Source organism: Streptomyces sp. NPDC090032 (assembly GCF_044748025.1).
In the GTDB taxonomy this organism is placed as follows: domain Bacteria; phylum Actinomycetota; class Actinomycetes; order Streptomycetales; family Streptomycetaceae; genus Streptomyces.
Window position 1 is genome coordinate 860,105 of record NZ_JBIVFF010000001.1, and the last position, 11,513, is coordinate 871,617.

General features: G+C 67.8%; 11 protein-coding genes and 3 pseudogenes. 3 read left to right on the forward strand and 11 right to left on the reverse strand.

Features of this window, described 5'->3' with window-relative positions; all coding sequences use genetic code 11:
* Nucleotides 1–22: 22 nt before the first annotated feature.
* Both ACIPWY_RS03680 and ACIPWY_RS03685 read right to left on the reverse strand, forming a co-directional pair.
* Nucleotides 23–430, reverse strand: a complete 408-nt coding sequence (locus tag ACIPWY_RS03680) for a Mu transposase domain-containing protein (RefSeq protein WP_393706117.1) — start codon at nt 428–430, stop codon at nt 23–25.
* A 20-nt stretch (nt 431–450) separates the two neighbouring features.
* A pseudogene (locus tag ACIPWY_RS03685) lies at nt 451–661 on the reverse strand (helix-turn-helix domain-containing protein); the annotation flags it as partial.
* Nucleotides 662–1,020: 359 nt separating this feature from the next.
* On the opposite strand from ACIPWY_RS03685, the gene ACIPWY_RS03690 reads away from it, so the two are divergent.
* Complete coding sequence (locus ACIPWY_RS03690; protein WP_401532152.1) at nt 1,021–1,992, forward strand: DUF4331 family protein; 972 nt, start codon at nt 1,021–1,023, stop codon at nt 1,990–1,992.
* Nucleotides 1,993–2,226: 234 nt separating this feature from the next.
* On the opposite strand, the gene ACIPWY_RS03695 is transcribed toward ACIPWY_RS03690, so the two are convergent.
* The 9 genes and pseudogenes from ACIPWY_RS03695 to ACIPWY_RS03735 all read right to left on the reverse strand — a co-directional run.
* Nucleotides 2,227–3,036: a DUF1295 domain-containing protein gene (locus tag ACIPWY_RS03695; RefSeq protein WP_401532153.1), complete on the reverse strand. Its 810-nt coding sequence runs from the start codon at nt 3,034–3,036 to the stop codon at nt 2,227–2,229.
* Nucleotides 3,033–4,361, reverse strand: a complete 1,329-nt coding sequence (locus tag ACIPWY_RS03700) for a class I SAM-dependent methyltransferase (RefSeq protein WP_401532154.1) — start codon at nt 4,359–4,361, stop codon at nt 3,033–3,035. The genes ACIPWY_RS03695 and ACIPWY_RS03700 overlap by 4 nt, the downstream gene beginning before the upstream one ends.
* Complete coding sequence (locus tag ACIPWY_RS03705) at nt 4,358–5,086, reverse strand: DUF1365 domain-containing protein (RefSeq protein ID WP_401532168.1); 729 nt, start codon at nt 5,084–5,086, stop codon at nt 4,358–4,360. The genes ACIPWY_RS03700 and ACIPWY_RS03705 overlap by 4 nt, the downstream gene beginning before the upstream one ends.
* Nucleotides 5,086–6,360, reverse strand: a complete 1,275-nt coding sequence (locus ACIPWY_RS03710; protein WP_401532155.1) for an NAD(P)/FAD-dependent oxidoreductase — start codon at nt 6,358–6,360, stop codon at nt 5,086–5,088. Before ACIPWY_RS03710 ends, ACIPWY_RS03705 begins: the two co-directional genes overlap by 1 nt.
* Nucleotides 6,361–6,469: 109 nt before the next feature.
* Entirely contained in the window at nt 6,470–7,222 is a 753-nt protein-coding gene (locus ACIPWY_RS03715) for an anti-sigma factor domain-containing protein (protein ID WP_401532156.1), read from the reverse strand.
* Nucleotides 7,219–7,803 (reverse strand): ECF RNA polymerase sigma factor SigK, encoded by a 585-nt coding sequence (gene sigK, locus ACIPWY_RS03720; protein ID WP_401532157.1) that lies wholly within the window; start codon nt 7,801–7,803, stop codon nt 7,219–7,221. Before sigK ends, ACIPWY_RS03715 begins: the two co-directional genes overlap by 4 nt.
* A 241-nt stretch (nt 7,804–8,044) precedes the next feature.
* On the reverse strand, nt 8,045–8,194 hold the full coding sequence (locus ACIPWY_RS03725; RefSeq protein ID WP_393706113.1) for a hypothetical protein: 150 nt from the start codon (nt 8,192–8,194) through the stop codon (nt 8,045–8,047).
* A 114-nt stretch (nt 8,195–8,308) separates the two neighbouring features.
* Nucleotides 8,309–8,509: pseudogene (locus tag ACIPWY_RS03730) on the reverse strand (FAD-binding domain-containing protein); the annotation flags it as partial.
* Nucleotides 8,487–8,684: pseudogene (locus ACIPWY_RS03735) on the reverse strand (deoxyribodipyrimidine photo-lyase); the annotation flags it as partial. The pseudogenes ACIPWY_RS03730 and ACIPWY_RS03735, both read right to left, overlap by 23 nt.
* Nucleotides 8,685–8,984: 300 nt before the next feature.
* Here ACIPWY_RS03735 and ACIPWY_RS03740 point away from each other — a divergent pair.
* On the forward strand, nt 8,985–10,643 hold the full coding sequence (locus ACIPWY_RS03740; RefSeq protein WP_401532158.1) for a molybdopterin-dependent oxidoreductase: 1,659 nt from the start codon (nt 8,985–8,987) through the stop codon (nt 10,641–10,643).
* 85 nt (nt 10,644–10,728) lie between these two features.
* Nucleotides 10,729–11,391 carry a fasciclin domain-containing protein gene (locus tag ACIPWY_RS03745; protein WP_393706119.1) on the forward strand — a complete coding sequence of 221 codons (663 nt, stop codon included), beginning with the start codon at nt 10,729–10,731 and terminating at the stop codon, nt 11,389–11,391.
* The last annotated feature ends 122 nt before the right edge of the window (nt 11,392–11,513 follow it).

The window sequence follows — 11,513 nt, forward strand, 5'->3', positions numbered from 1 at the left end:
ATTCGTCGGCCGCCAACCGTGCCTATCTGCGCAGGCGGGGAATCCGGTGCACGATCGCCGAGCCAGCCGACCAAGCGGCCTCGAGTCTCGTGTCACCGAATTTCTTGCGGAGTCCGAGAACTCCTTGAGAGGCTCGGAGACGGTAGAGGACGTTGACCTCCAGGAGGTGGTCAATCACTTCCCTGCATGAATCCCCGGCTTCAGATGCCTGGGCACGACACCAGACCGGCGTCCGCATCTGGAAAGCGATCTTCTCCGGCGAGTAGTCGTGCTTGTCGGTGCGTCTTCCCTGTTCGAGGGCCGCGTGCGTTTTCACGAGTTCGCCGTCGCGGAAGATCTGCACCATCGTGGCCGTTGCCCGGACATCGACCTTGCGGCCGATCAGTTTCCAGGGAACCGAGTAGAGAGTGCGGCCGACCTTGATGTGGATGTCCGGCCCGACCGTGGCCGTGGACCAGCGGGCGGTGCTGCGTAAGGGCGAGAGGAGCGGGTCGTAAAGCCCGGCCTCTCCCTCCCCTCGCCAGCGTCGTGCCCACTTGTAGGCGGTGGGGCGGGAGATGCCCATTTCCTTTGCGACGTGCGCAATTGGCCGTCCGGAGCAGACTCGGTCGACCAGGATCCGCCTGCCGTGAAGGGTCAGACGGGCGTTACGGTGGGACATGAAGGCCTCCGTGCGGTGCAGATTCGACACCTCCACCACACACGGAGGCCTTCGCCTTCTTCAAGGCCCGCGCGTGTCAACAACGCTCATGCTCAATACAACTAGCGCCCTCACGACCGAACTCGGCGCCCGGACGTACCTGCGCAGGCGGGACCAGCTGGTGTCACGTGCCGAGTGGTGTCAACCAGGGGGAGCTGGGCTCTCGCGATCGGCCTGCCTCGTGCCCGCTTCCCGCACGTCGCGCTCTTTCAGTGCACTGCAGAAGCCAACCGTGTCACTTGTGAGCAACGGAGTGATCCGGCGTGGTGTGCGGCGCAGCTTCCATGTCGTGTCCTGGTGGCCGGTGCAGCATTGGGGCTATGTCTCATCACCTCAGTGGCCCAGATCTGCGCTCACCCATGGGCGATGCCCGGCTGGACATGACCGATCTCTTCGCGTTCACGGTGCCGGGGGACCGCACCGTACTGATCATGAACGCTCACCCGGCCGTTCCCAAGGAAGGCTCCGCGTTCCACCCCGATGCGGTCTACCGCATCAATGTCGATACCGACGGGGACCATCAGGCGGACGTGGCGTTCAGCTTCGTCTTCTCTCCACCGCAAGACGGCCGGCAGACCGTCACCGTGTTCCGGGCGACCGGGCAGCAGGCGCGCGATCACGAAGCAGGGGGCGAAAAGATCGTCAGCGGCGGGCCTGTTGCTTTCGGCGCGGAACCCCGGACGGTCACCTCCGGTCCGTTCATGTTCTCCGCCGGACTGCGCAGCGATCCCTTCTTCGCCGATCTGGAGGGCATCGCGCAGGATTTCAAGTGGACTGGAAAGGACTGGGGCGCCGACAAGAACATCTTCAGCATCGCGCTGGAGATGCCCAGTTCGGAGCTGGGTCCAGACCCGGTCATCGGGCTGTGGGGACGGGTGAGCCTGCGCCAGGACGGTCAGCTCAAGTCGGTGGACCGCGGCGCGCACCCGTCGTTGACCGCCTACTTCAACCCCGAGAACAGTGCCAAGACCGCGTACAACGAAGCCGAGCCCGCCCAGGACTGGGACACCTACCTCCAGCCGTGGACCGAGGTGCTTCAGCACACCGGAGGCTATGACACACAGGCCGCCGAGGAAGCACTGCGTACGGTCCTGCCAGACATCCTGCGCTTCGACCGCTCCAAGCCCGCGGCCTACCCCAACGGACGCGCCCTCACCGACGACGTCACCTCCGCCCGGCTGAACATGGTCTCCGGCGGCAAGATCACCAGCGACCATATCGGTCCCCATACTGACCTGCAGACCCAGTTTCCTTACCTGGGCGCCCCCCACCCCGAACCGGCGAGCCTCTGACAGAGGGTCTCGGCTCGGTAGGGGAGCAGCACACTACGCAGGTACGTTCCGGACTCATTGTCGGCCTGCGGGACCTGACAGATGTCGCGGATGACCCGACGGTCATGCCCTCCGAGGTCGCGACCTTTCGCGGTGTGCTGACGGGTGTCTCACGATTTTGATGCAAGGATGAGGACGCATATGCCCCTCGGCGGACGACGCGCGGGTCGGCTTGGGTTCGGCCGTGGTCCCGAGTCAACCGTCTCCCCTCGGTGGGCGAGGGAAGAAGCCGCTGGTGCGGGCGACGTATGCGGCGTATCCGGGCCGCTCGGCCATGTGTCGCTCCAGCAGAGGCTTCCCGCTGCCCTTGATGAGCAGGTAGCTCATCGTCAGCGGGGAGACGATGGCAACGAGTGCTGGGGGCGACCCGGCGTCGCAGGCGATGGCGAAGAGTCCCCACCACACGCAGAAGTCGCCGAAGTAGTTGGGATGCCGGGTCAGGCGCCACAGGCCGCGGTCCATGACGCGGCCCTGATGGGCAGGGTCCGACTTGAAACGGGCGAGCTGATGATCACCGACCGCCTCGAAGAAGAGCCCCACTGCCCACAGAGTGCCACCGGCCAGGGCGAGGCCCGAGAGGGGCACCGCACCGTACTGCGCGGCCTGGACGGGAAGCGACACCAACCAGATCAGCGCGCCCTGCAGCAGATAGACGATGCGCAACGCGTACAGGTCGCGGTTGCCGCGGGCCTTGGAGAGTAGTCGCTGGTAGCGGGGATCCTCGCCGTGGCCCCGGCCGCGCCGGGCGATGTGCACGGCAAGGCGAAGCCCCCAAGCCGAGGTGAGCGCCGTGATCAGCAGCCGCCTTCCCACGTCGCCCTGTCCGTCCGACGCTGCGAAGGACACGAGTGCGACGGCGGTGAAGCCGATGCCCCATGCCACGTCGACGATCCGGTGCACACCGACGCGCAGCGCGAGGGCGAAGGTGGCCAGCATGACGAGGAGGACGGCGCCCGCCGACAGGGCGAGGTTCTGGGAGAACGCGGCCCAGGCGAATCCGTTCATCGCCCGGACCCGCCCAGCTGCCGGCCCGCGTCCCTGGTGGTGCTGCCGGCGGACGATGCTCCCTTTGTGAACAGATACTGCTGGACGTCGAGGTAGCCCGAGCGGAAGCCGGCCTCGGAGTAGGCGAGGTAGAAGGTCCACATGCGGCGGAACGTCTCGTCGAAACCGAGCGCATCGACCTCGTCGGCGCGTTCGGTGAAGCGCTCGCGCCACAGGCGCAGTGTCTCGGCATAGTGGATGCCGAAGCCGTCCCGGCGGACGGTGTGCAGCCCGGTGTGGTCTTGCACCGTGCTGTCGATCGCTTCCACGGAGGGCAGCAGACCGCCGGGGAAGATGTACTTGTGGATCCAGGTGTAGGTGTCGCGGGTGGCGAGCATCCGGTCGTGCGGCATGGTGATGGCCTGGAGGGCGACGCGGCCGCCGGGTGCGAGGCGTGCGTCGAGGGTCTGGAAGTAGACGGGCCAGAACTCCTCGCCCACCGCCTCGATCATTTCGACGCTCACCACGGCGTCGAACGTCCCGGTGGCCTCGCGGTAGTCGCACAGCACGATGGAGACGCGGTCGGCGATCCCTGCTGCCTCGACGCGTGCGCGTGCCAGGTCCCGCTGTTCAGCCGAGAGGGTGAGCGTGGTGACGCGGGCTCCGCGAGCGGCGGCCCTGATCGCCAGTTCTCCCCAGCCGGTGCCGATCTCCAACAGGCGTGTGCCCGGACCGACTTCGGTGAGGTCGAGCAACCGGTCGATCTTGTTGTGCTGTGCCGTCTCGAGGCGCTGCCAGGTCGCGGGGAAGCCGCGGAAGATGGCGGAGGAGTAACTGAGCGACTCGTCGAGGAACAGGGCGAACAGGTCGTTGGACAGGTCGTAGTGGCGGCTGATGTTGTCGCGGGCACCAGCGGGGGTGTTGCGCTGGGACGCGGGCTGCCGCAGTGCCCACACCTTGCGCAGTCGCTGAAGGGGCCCAGGGATGAGATCGGCGGCGTGGCCGGCGAGCACGGTCAGGGCCGCCACAAGGTCGGGTGCGTCCCACTCCCTGGCCATGTACGACTCGCCGAAGCCGACCAGCCCGGACACGCCGATACGCCTGTAGAAGGCGTCTGGGTCGTGGATGTTCAACAAGGGGCCGCCCAGACCGAGTTGACTCCCGCCAGCCAGATGTACGCGCAGAGGGAGGCGGGCCAGGGCGCCGCGCACCACAGCCTCGGCGACGGCGGCTCGCGCGCGCGAGGCGTGGGGCGGCGTGGCGACGTGCGGCCAGCGGGTCGCGTCGACTGCCTGGGCGGCGGATCGTCGCTCCACGCTGTGGCGGCGGGTCACCGGGAAGTTCATTTCATGCCTTTCTGTACTCGGTGGTGGGGGCGGGGCTCCACCGGCAGCCCTTTCAAGTACAGGCGGATGCCGTGCACCCGGATCGCGGCCGAGACCGCGAGAGTGGACCACGGGTAGCGCACCGCGGCGCGCACGAGGCCTTTCAAGGTGGCGTCTCGCCGGCTCCCGCGGACAGTCGCGGTGAATGGCCGGCCGTCGGCCCGTTCCAGGTGTACGGCGACATCGAGCCGCTCCCCGGGCGGCGGCAGGCGCATCCGGTAGTGCCCGTCGACCGGGAAGAACGGCGAGACGTAGAACTCCTTGTCCACGCTCGCCCGTCCCGCGGCGTCGGTACGCAGCAGGTAGCAGTGCCTCTCGCCGTAGGTGTTGTGGACCTCGGCCACGACATAGAGCAGTTCGCCCTGTGGGTCGTAACACCAGTAGAGGCTCAGGGGGTTGAAGACGTAGCCCAGCACGCGGGCCTGCGCCAGCATGACGACCTTGCCGCGCGGGGGAGCGACGGCGTGTGCGGTGAGGAACTTCTCCAATCCCGCGCGCAGGGTGGGTTCGTCTCCCCCGAAGTGGTCGCGCGCCCGGAACCGGGCCAGGGGCCGCAGAACGGTGGGGATCTGGGGTGGGTGGTCGACGTCGATGAGCCACAGACAAGTGCGGTGGTGCAGCGTGTGGCGCTTCGGCGCAGTCCGTACGTGGGTGACCGTGCAGGGATAGAGCGCGGGGGTGGGGATCACCAGACCACCCCCAGCGCCGCGGCTGCCGCAGCTCCGGAGCTGCAGCCGTCCTCGTGGAAACCCCAGCCGTGATAGGCACCCGCAAATGCGGTGACGGGCCCGCTGAGAGCGGGCAGCCGGCGCTGGGCGGCTACGGACTCGGGCGTGTAGACGGGGTGTTCGTAGGTCATTCTGGCCAGGACGCTGCCGGGGTCGACCAGGTCCTCGCCGCCGAGGGTGACGACGAAGGTCTCGGACGTGGTGAGGCGCTGGAGGCGGGTCATGTCGTAGCTGACCCGGACGCGGTCGGCGGCCACGTCGCAGGAGGGCATGAGGTAGTTCCACGCGGCGCGGGCGCCCGGTGCTTTCGGCAGGATGCTGGTGTCGGTGTGCAGGAGGGTTTCGTTGCGCGAGTAGCGGAAGGCTCCGAGGACCTGGAGTTCCTCGGGTGTGGGGTCGGCGAGGAGCCGGAGCGCCTGGTCCGGGTGGGTGGCGATGACGACCGAGTCGTACGACGAGGTCTGCCCGTCCTCGGTGGTGATCTCGACGCCGGCTGGGTGGCGTCGCACGGCTCGAACGGGGGTGGAGGTATGTACGGCGTCGAGTTGCTTGACGACGCGTTCGACGTAGCTGCGTGAGCCGCCGGTCACGGTGCGCCATGTGGGTGAGCCGCCGGTCGACAGCATTCCGTGGTGTGCCAGGAAGCGGAACAGGTAGCCCGCCGGATAGCGCCGCGCGGTGGCCGCGTCGCACGACCAGACGGCGGCGACGAGCGGGGTCATGAAGTGCGAGACGAAGTAGGGGGAGAAGCGGTTAAGGGCCAGGAACTCGCCGAGCGTGAGGCTGTCCTTGTTACCGTCGGCGATCAGGCGGCGGGCCGCCCGGTGAAACACTGGCACTTCGCCCAGCATGCGCAGGTACCGGCCGCGCGCGGCGTTGCGGGGCTGGGCGAACAGGCCGGCGGGCCCGCGCGCGCCCGCGTACTCGAGACCGCATCCCTCGCACCGTACCGACATGCTCATCTCCGACTCCTGCGTGGCGACGCCGAGTTCGCAGAAGAGCCGCAGCAGATTCGGGTAGGTCCTGCGGTTGTGCACGATGAAGCCGGAGTCGACCCGGTGCAGGCTTCCGTCGGCCGACGGCAGTTCGTGGGTGTGTGCGTGTCCGCCGGTCCTGTCGTCGGCTTCGTACAGCACCACCTTGTTGCAGCGGCCGAGGATGTGGGCGGCGGTCAGGCCCGCTACACCACTTCCTACGACCGCCGTCCGTATCCGCTGTGCTGCCTGCGTCATGGATCCGTTCCTCCCGCCGGCTCCGTCCGGAGCTCTCACGAGTGATTCGGAGCCACTGCGGCGAAGGATTGGCCGGAGAAGAGCCGGCGCATGCTGCCGCCTGACGACTTCAGGCGGGGAACTCGATCAGGCCGACGGGTGGCAGTGTGGGCGTCTTGGACCCTCCTGCGGGTTCGACGGTGATGCCGACGCCGCTGGCCTGGTCGACGGTGCCGTCCATGAGCGTGATCTGGTTGCTCCGGTCCGGGCCGAGGAGGCCTGCGGGGCGCATGGTGCCGTGGTCGTCGAACCACAGTTCGTAGACCTTGCCCTCGGGCGGTGTGCTGAGGCCGGATGCGGTGAAGACTGCACGGTTCTGGCGCTTCGACACTACGACGACGCCTCGGGCGCCGTCGGGCAAGGACGTCGCGTGTGTCTTGGCGTCGGACGCGCCGAGAACCGCGGCCACCTGTTCGGCACTGGCCTGAGCCTGATCTGCCTGCTGTTGTGCGTCCTGCGCTTCCTGGTGCTGCCAGGTCGCCACGCCGCCCAGGGCGGCTGCGACGAAGCAGGCGGCAAGCATCCACCGGCGCATCCAGAGCAAAGACCGCCCGGACGATCGCTCGACCTGCGGATCCCGGCCCGTGCGCGGAGGCTCCTGCCGGACGTTGCTAATCTGCCGGAGGACGGAGTCCTTGAGTGCGGGAGGCGGAGTAACGCCCACGGCGAGAGCGAGGCGCCCGGCAGTGGCCGCGAACTCCGCGACTTCCAGACGGCAGTCCGGGCAGGCATCCAGATGCGCCTCGAACGCGGCACGCTCGTCGGCATCCAGAGCGTCCAGCGCATAGGCGCCGGCGAAGGTGTGGGGGTCGGTGAGACTCATGTAGCCACCCCCAGGCAGTCACGCAGCCGGATCAGTCCGTCCCGCATGCGCGTCTTGACCGTCCCGAGCGATGCGGAAAGACGCTCGGCCACTTCGCGGTAGGTCAGGCCCTGGTAATACGCCAGAGTGATCGACTCGCGCTGGATTTCCGTCAGTGTTCCCAGGCACCGCAGCACGTCTTCGCGTTCCTGGCGGGCCTCGACTTCCGCTTCGGTCACGTCGAACTCAGGTAGGCGCTCGCGTCGGGCGGCCCGCTCTTCACGTGCGGCGGAGGCCACGACGGATCGGACGCGATCGACGGCTCTCCGATGCGCCAGCGTGAGCACCCAGTTCATCACTGATCCCCGTTCCGGCCGGTAAGCGGCGGCATGACGCCACACCTCCACCAGCACTTCCTGCGTCACTTCCTCGGACTGCGCAACGTCGCGTACCACGGCCTTCACGATCCCGAAGACCGGCCCTGCGACAGCCTCGTAGAGTCTGTCGAAGGCTTGTTCATCGCCGTCGGCGATCTGCTTCATCAGTGCGGCCAGGTCCGGTTTGTCGTCCGGATTGCCGCTGATGAACACCGCTTGCCTCATGCCCACATCATCGCCGACTCGAGTCAGTGCCTGTCCTCACCGTGGAAATTTCGGAGAGCCGCCCTTGATTCGTAGCCGACGCCGCCGCGGATTGGCGCTGTCTATACCCGCAGACGCAGATGTTGCCGCGAGGGCCGCTGTCACACCCCCCGATCGGTTCTCCATGGAGCTCGGTCCGGTGTATAGGGTTGGAAGCTGACTCTCATCCGCGTGGGCGAACGATCTCCGCTTCCTGGCGGTGTCAGTGGGCGCAGGCCCCGAACTCCGCGTGCCGTGCGCTCGCAGCGTAGACGTCGTCCCGCTTGTCGCGTGGAGGCGGCGGAGTTAGGCGCCGCTGCCGGATCTCCCGACGGGCCTGAGCGATCAGTTCGTCGAACTCTTCGTCAGTCATCGCACCATCACCTCCCTGCTTGTGAGTAATTCGGAGCGGCCGGGAGCACCGGACTGGTCCGCCCCACGCTGAATGGTCTTACGTCGGCCCTGGCCGCGTTCCCGTATATGTCGGTCAGTCCAGCCCAAGTGCTCGCCGGAACCGGTCCAGCCCCTCCGGGAGCGCGACGATCGGGTCGGGAAAGTCATGCGCCGCACGCTGAGGGCCCGGAAGCTTCCACGGCTCGTGCACAGCGGGCCCTGTGAGGCCGGAGAGGTCAGGAACCCAGCGGCGCACATGGGTGCCGTCAGGGTCGTAGCGTCTTGCCTGTGCCACGAAGTGGGCCGGCGAGGAACGCCTTCCCGCTGGGCGCCGCAAAACCGGAGATGGCGATCCCCGCGTCCCGGACAAACAGCGGCACCACCGCGTCCGCCGACGCGGGTGCGGCCCGCAGTGGCGGGTGATCGTGTACGCGGAGGTCGGAGGTGAACAGGACGATCGAGATCCTCAGGTGCCGCAAGGGCTGTTCGCTGCCGCCGGTGGTTGTGCTTCGTCGCCACTGAGGGACGGGGCCGGCGGGCCTACCGGATCGCCGCCCGAATACCACTTGCTCCAAGGCGACTTCATGGGGACGCGAGGCTGCCAAGCAGCCGCCGCACACTCGGCGACAGGAGGGCCTGGTCAAGGAACGCGGCCCATCTATTCGAATCTGCGGGCCCTTTAGATTGGTCGAAGAAGAATATTTCCCTCAAATGAGTGAGTGACCGATCGGAGACCAATCCGCGGCCTGTCGCGGCTCCGGATAGCCGGTGTGAGCAAAGAAGCGAAGGCATCGAGGGGCACAGGAGTGGTCTGGCGCCAGGCGGGCCTTGGCGCGTTGAGTGGCCTCCTGGCCGGCTATGCCGCTCTGGCGACGGCCGAGTTGGTGTCCGCGGCGGTGCGTCCCGAGTCCAGTCCGGTCGTGTCGGTGGGTGGTGCGGCCATCGACCGCACGCCGGCCGCGGTCAAAGACTGGGCGATCCGCCATTTCGGTACGAACGACAAACTCGTCCTGCAACTGGGCATCCTCGTTGTCCTCGCCCTTCTCGCTCTCGTCCTCGGTGTGGTGGCGGTCTGGTACCGGCGCATCGGCTCGGCTGGAGTGCTGCTGTTCGGCGTCGTCGGGGCTGTGGCCGCGACGAGTCGGCCCGACTCCACGAGCGTCTCGGACGCACTGCCCTCGGTCGTCGGCGCCGTGGTGGGAGCGGGCCTTCTGTACTGGCTGTCGGGTCGCCTGCGGTCGCGGAGAGGGCGGGCCCGCGGCGAAGAGCCTCTAGTTGATGAAGGCATGACGGTCTTGGGCGGCCGAGAAGCCTCGATGCGGGACGAGGGGGAGTCGGGCTGGGACCGGCGTGGGTTCATCGTCGCCGCGACTGCTGCGGCGGCTGCCTCTACGGGCGTCGGAGTGCTGGGCCGTTCGTTGAATGGCTCGCAGGGGCAGAACGCGGTCGCTTCCCGGACGCAGGTGATGCTGCCGGCGCCGGCCTCGGCCGCCGCCCCCGTGCCCAAGGGAGCGGGGCTGCGGATCAAGGGCGTCAGCCCGTTCATGACGCTCAATCAGGACTTCTACCGGGTCGATACGGCGTTGGTAGTGCCGAAAGTGGATGCAACGACGTGGCGGTTGCGGATCCATGGGAAGGGGGTCGCCCGGGAGAGGACTCTGTCGTTCGACGACCTGCTGCGGATGCCGTTGATCGAGCGGGACATCACGTTGACGTGTGTGTCGAACGAGGTGGGCGGGCCGTACGTGGGCAACGCGCGCTGGATCGGCGTACGTCTGGCGGATCTGCTGGCCGCTAGTGGTGTGACGCCTCCGTCGAAGGGTGGACCGGCGGACCAGCTGGTGGCGCGGTCGGTGGACGGTATGACGATCGGCAGTCCGGTCGAGGACGTGATGGACGGCCGGGACGCGATGCTGGCGCTCGGGATGAATGGTCAGCCCTTGCCGTTCGCGCATGGCTTCCCAGTGCGGATGCTGGTTCCGGGCCTGTACGGCTATGTGTCGGCGTGCAAGTGGATCCAGGACATCGAGCTGACGACGTTCGATGACTACGACTCCTACTGGGTGAAGCGGGACTGGGCCCGGAAAGCGCCGATCAAGACGCAGTCCCGGATCGATACCCCGAAGCCGTTCGCGCGGCCCATGGCGGGCATGGTCATGGTGGCCGGGGTGGCCTGGGCTCAGCACCGTGGCATCGACAAGGTCGAGGTGCGTGTCGACGACGGGCCGTGGGAGCGTGCCACGCTCGCGGCCGAGGACACCCGGGACACCTGGCGGCAGTGGTCTTACGCGTGGGAGGCCACCTCCGGCGGCCACACCCTGACCGTCCGAGCCACCGACCGCACCGGCGAGACACAGACTGCGAAACGGACCCCCACCATCCCTGACGGGGCCAGCGGCCGGCATTCGGTGGTGGTCACCGTGGACTGAGCCACCCAAGATTCCTGACTTCCTCGACTCCAACCCTTACCTACCTGCAACCACCAACATCATCAAGGAGCAGAAGATGACTGTCATCACCCGCCGTACCCGCCGTGGAGCCCTCGTTCTCGCCGCGGCGGCGATGCTGCCGCTGGCCCTGACCGCCTGCTCGAGCGACGACGGCAAGGACAAGGCATCCTCGGACACCAAGTCGTCCGCCGCCTCCGACAAGTCGACCGCCAAGGGAACCGACACCGGGTCGGGCGACATGAGCGGCAAGGACGAGCCGTTCGGCCCGGCCTGCGCCTCCGTGCCCAAGAACGGTTCCGGCTCCTTCGACGGTATGGCCAAGGACCCGGTCGCCACCGCCGCTTCGAACAACCCGGCGCTGTCCACCCTCGTGAGCGCGGTCAAGAAGGCCGGCCTGGTCGACACCCTCAACAACGCCCAGGACATCACCGTGTTCGCGCCGACCAACGACGCCTTCGCGAAGATCCCGAAGGCCGACCTGGACAAGGTCCTCAATGACAAGGCCACGCTCACCAAGATCCTCACATACCACGTCGTGGGTCAGAAGCTGGCTCCCAAGGACCTGAACAACGGCTCGTTCGCCACACTGGAGAAGTCCAAGCTGACGACCGCGGGCTCCGACGAGTCGTACAAGGTCAACGACTCCGCCAACGTGGTCTGCGGCAACGTCAAGACCGCCAACGCCAACGTCTACATCATCGACACCGTTCTGATGCCGAAGGCGTAACCCTCATCGTGGCGTGGGGGGGCCCCCCCCCCCCCGGGGGCCCCCCCCCCCCCCCCCCCCCCCGGGGGGGGGGGGGGGGTTGTGGGGGCCCCGGGGGGGGGGGTGGGGGCGGGGGGGGGCGA

Bases quoted from the DNA above. Each gene is read 5' to 3' on its own strand.
- sigK (WP_401532157.1), bottom strand. From the start codon at position 7,803: ATGAGGCAAGCGGTGTTCATCAGCGGCAATCCGGACGACAAACCGGAC.
- ACIPWY_RS03690 (WP_401532152.1), top strand. From the start codon at position 1,021: ATGTCTCATCACCTCAGTGGCCCAGATCTGCGCTCACCCATGGGCGAT.
- ACIPWY_RS03695 (WP_401532153.1), bottom strand. From the start codon at position 3,036: ATGAACGGATTCGCCTGGGCCGCGTTCTCCCAGAACCTCGCCCTGTCG.
- ACIPWY_RS03700 (WP_401532154.1), bottom strand. From the start codon at position 4,361: ATGAACTTCCCGGTGACCCGCCGCCACAGCGTGGAGCGACGATCCGCC.
- ACIPWY_RS03715 (WP_401532156.1), bottom strand. From the start codon at position 7,222: ATGAGTCTCACCGACCCCCACACCTTCGCCGGCGCCTATGCGCTGGAC.
- ACIPWY_RS03710 (WP_401532155.1), bottom strand. From the start codon at position 6,360: ATGACGCAGGCAGCACAGCGGATACGGACGGCGGTCGTAGGAAGTGGT.
- ACIPWY_RS03725 (WP_393706113.1), bottom strand. From the start codon at position 8,194: ATGACTGACGAAGAGTTCGACGAACTGATCGCTCAGGCCCGTCGGGAG.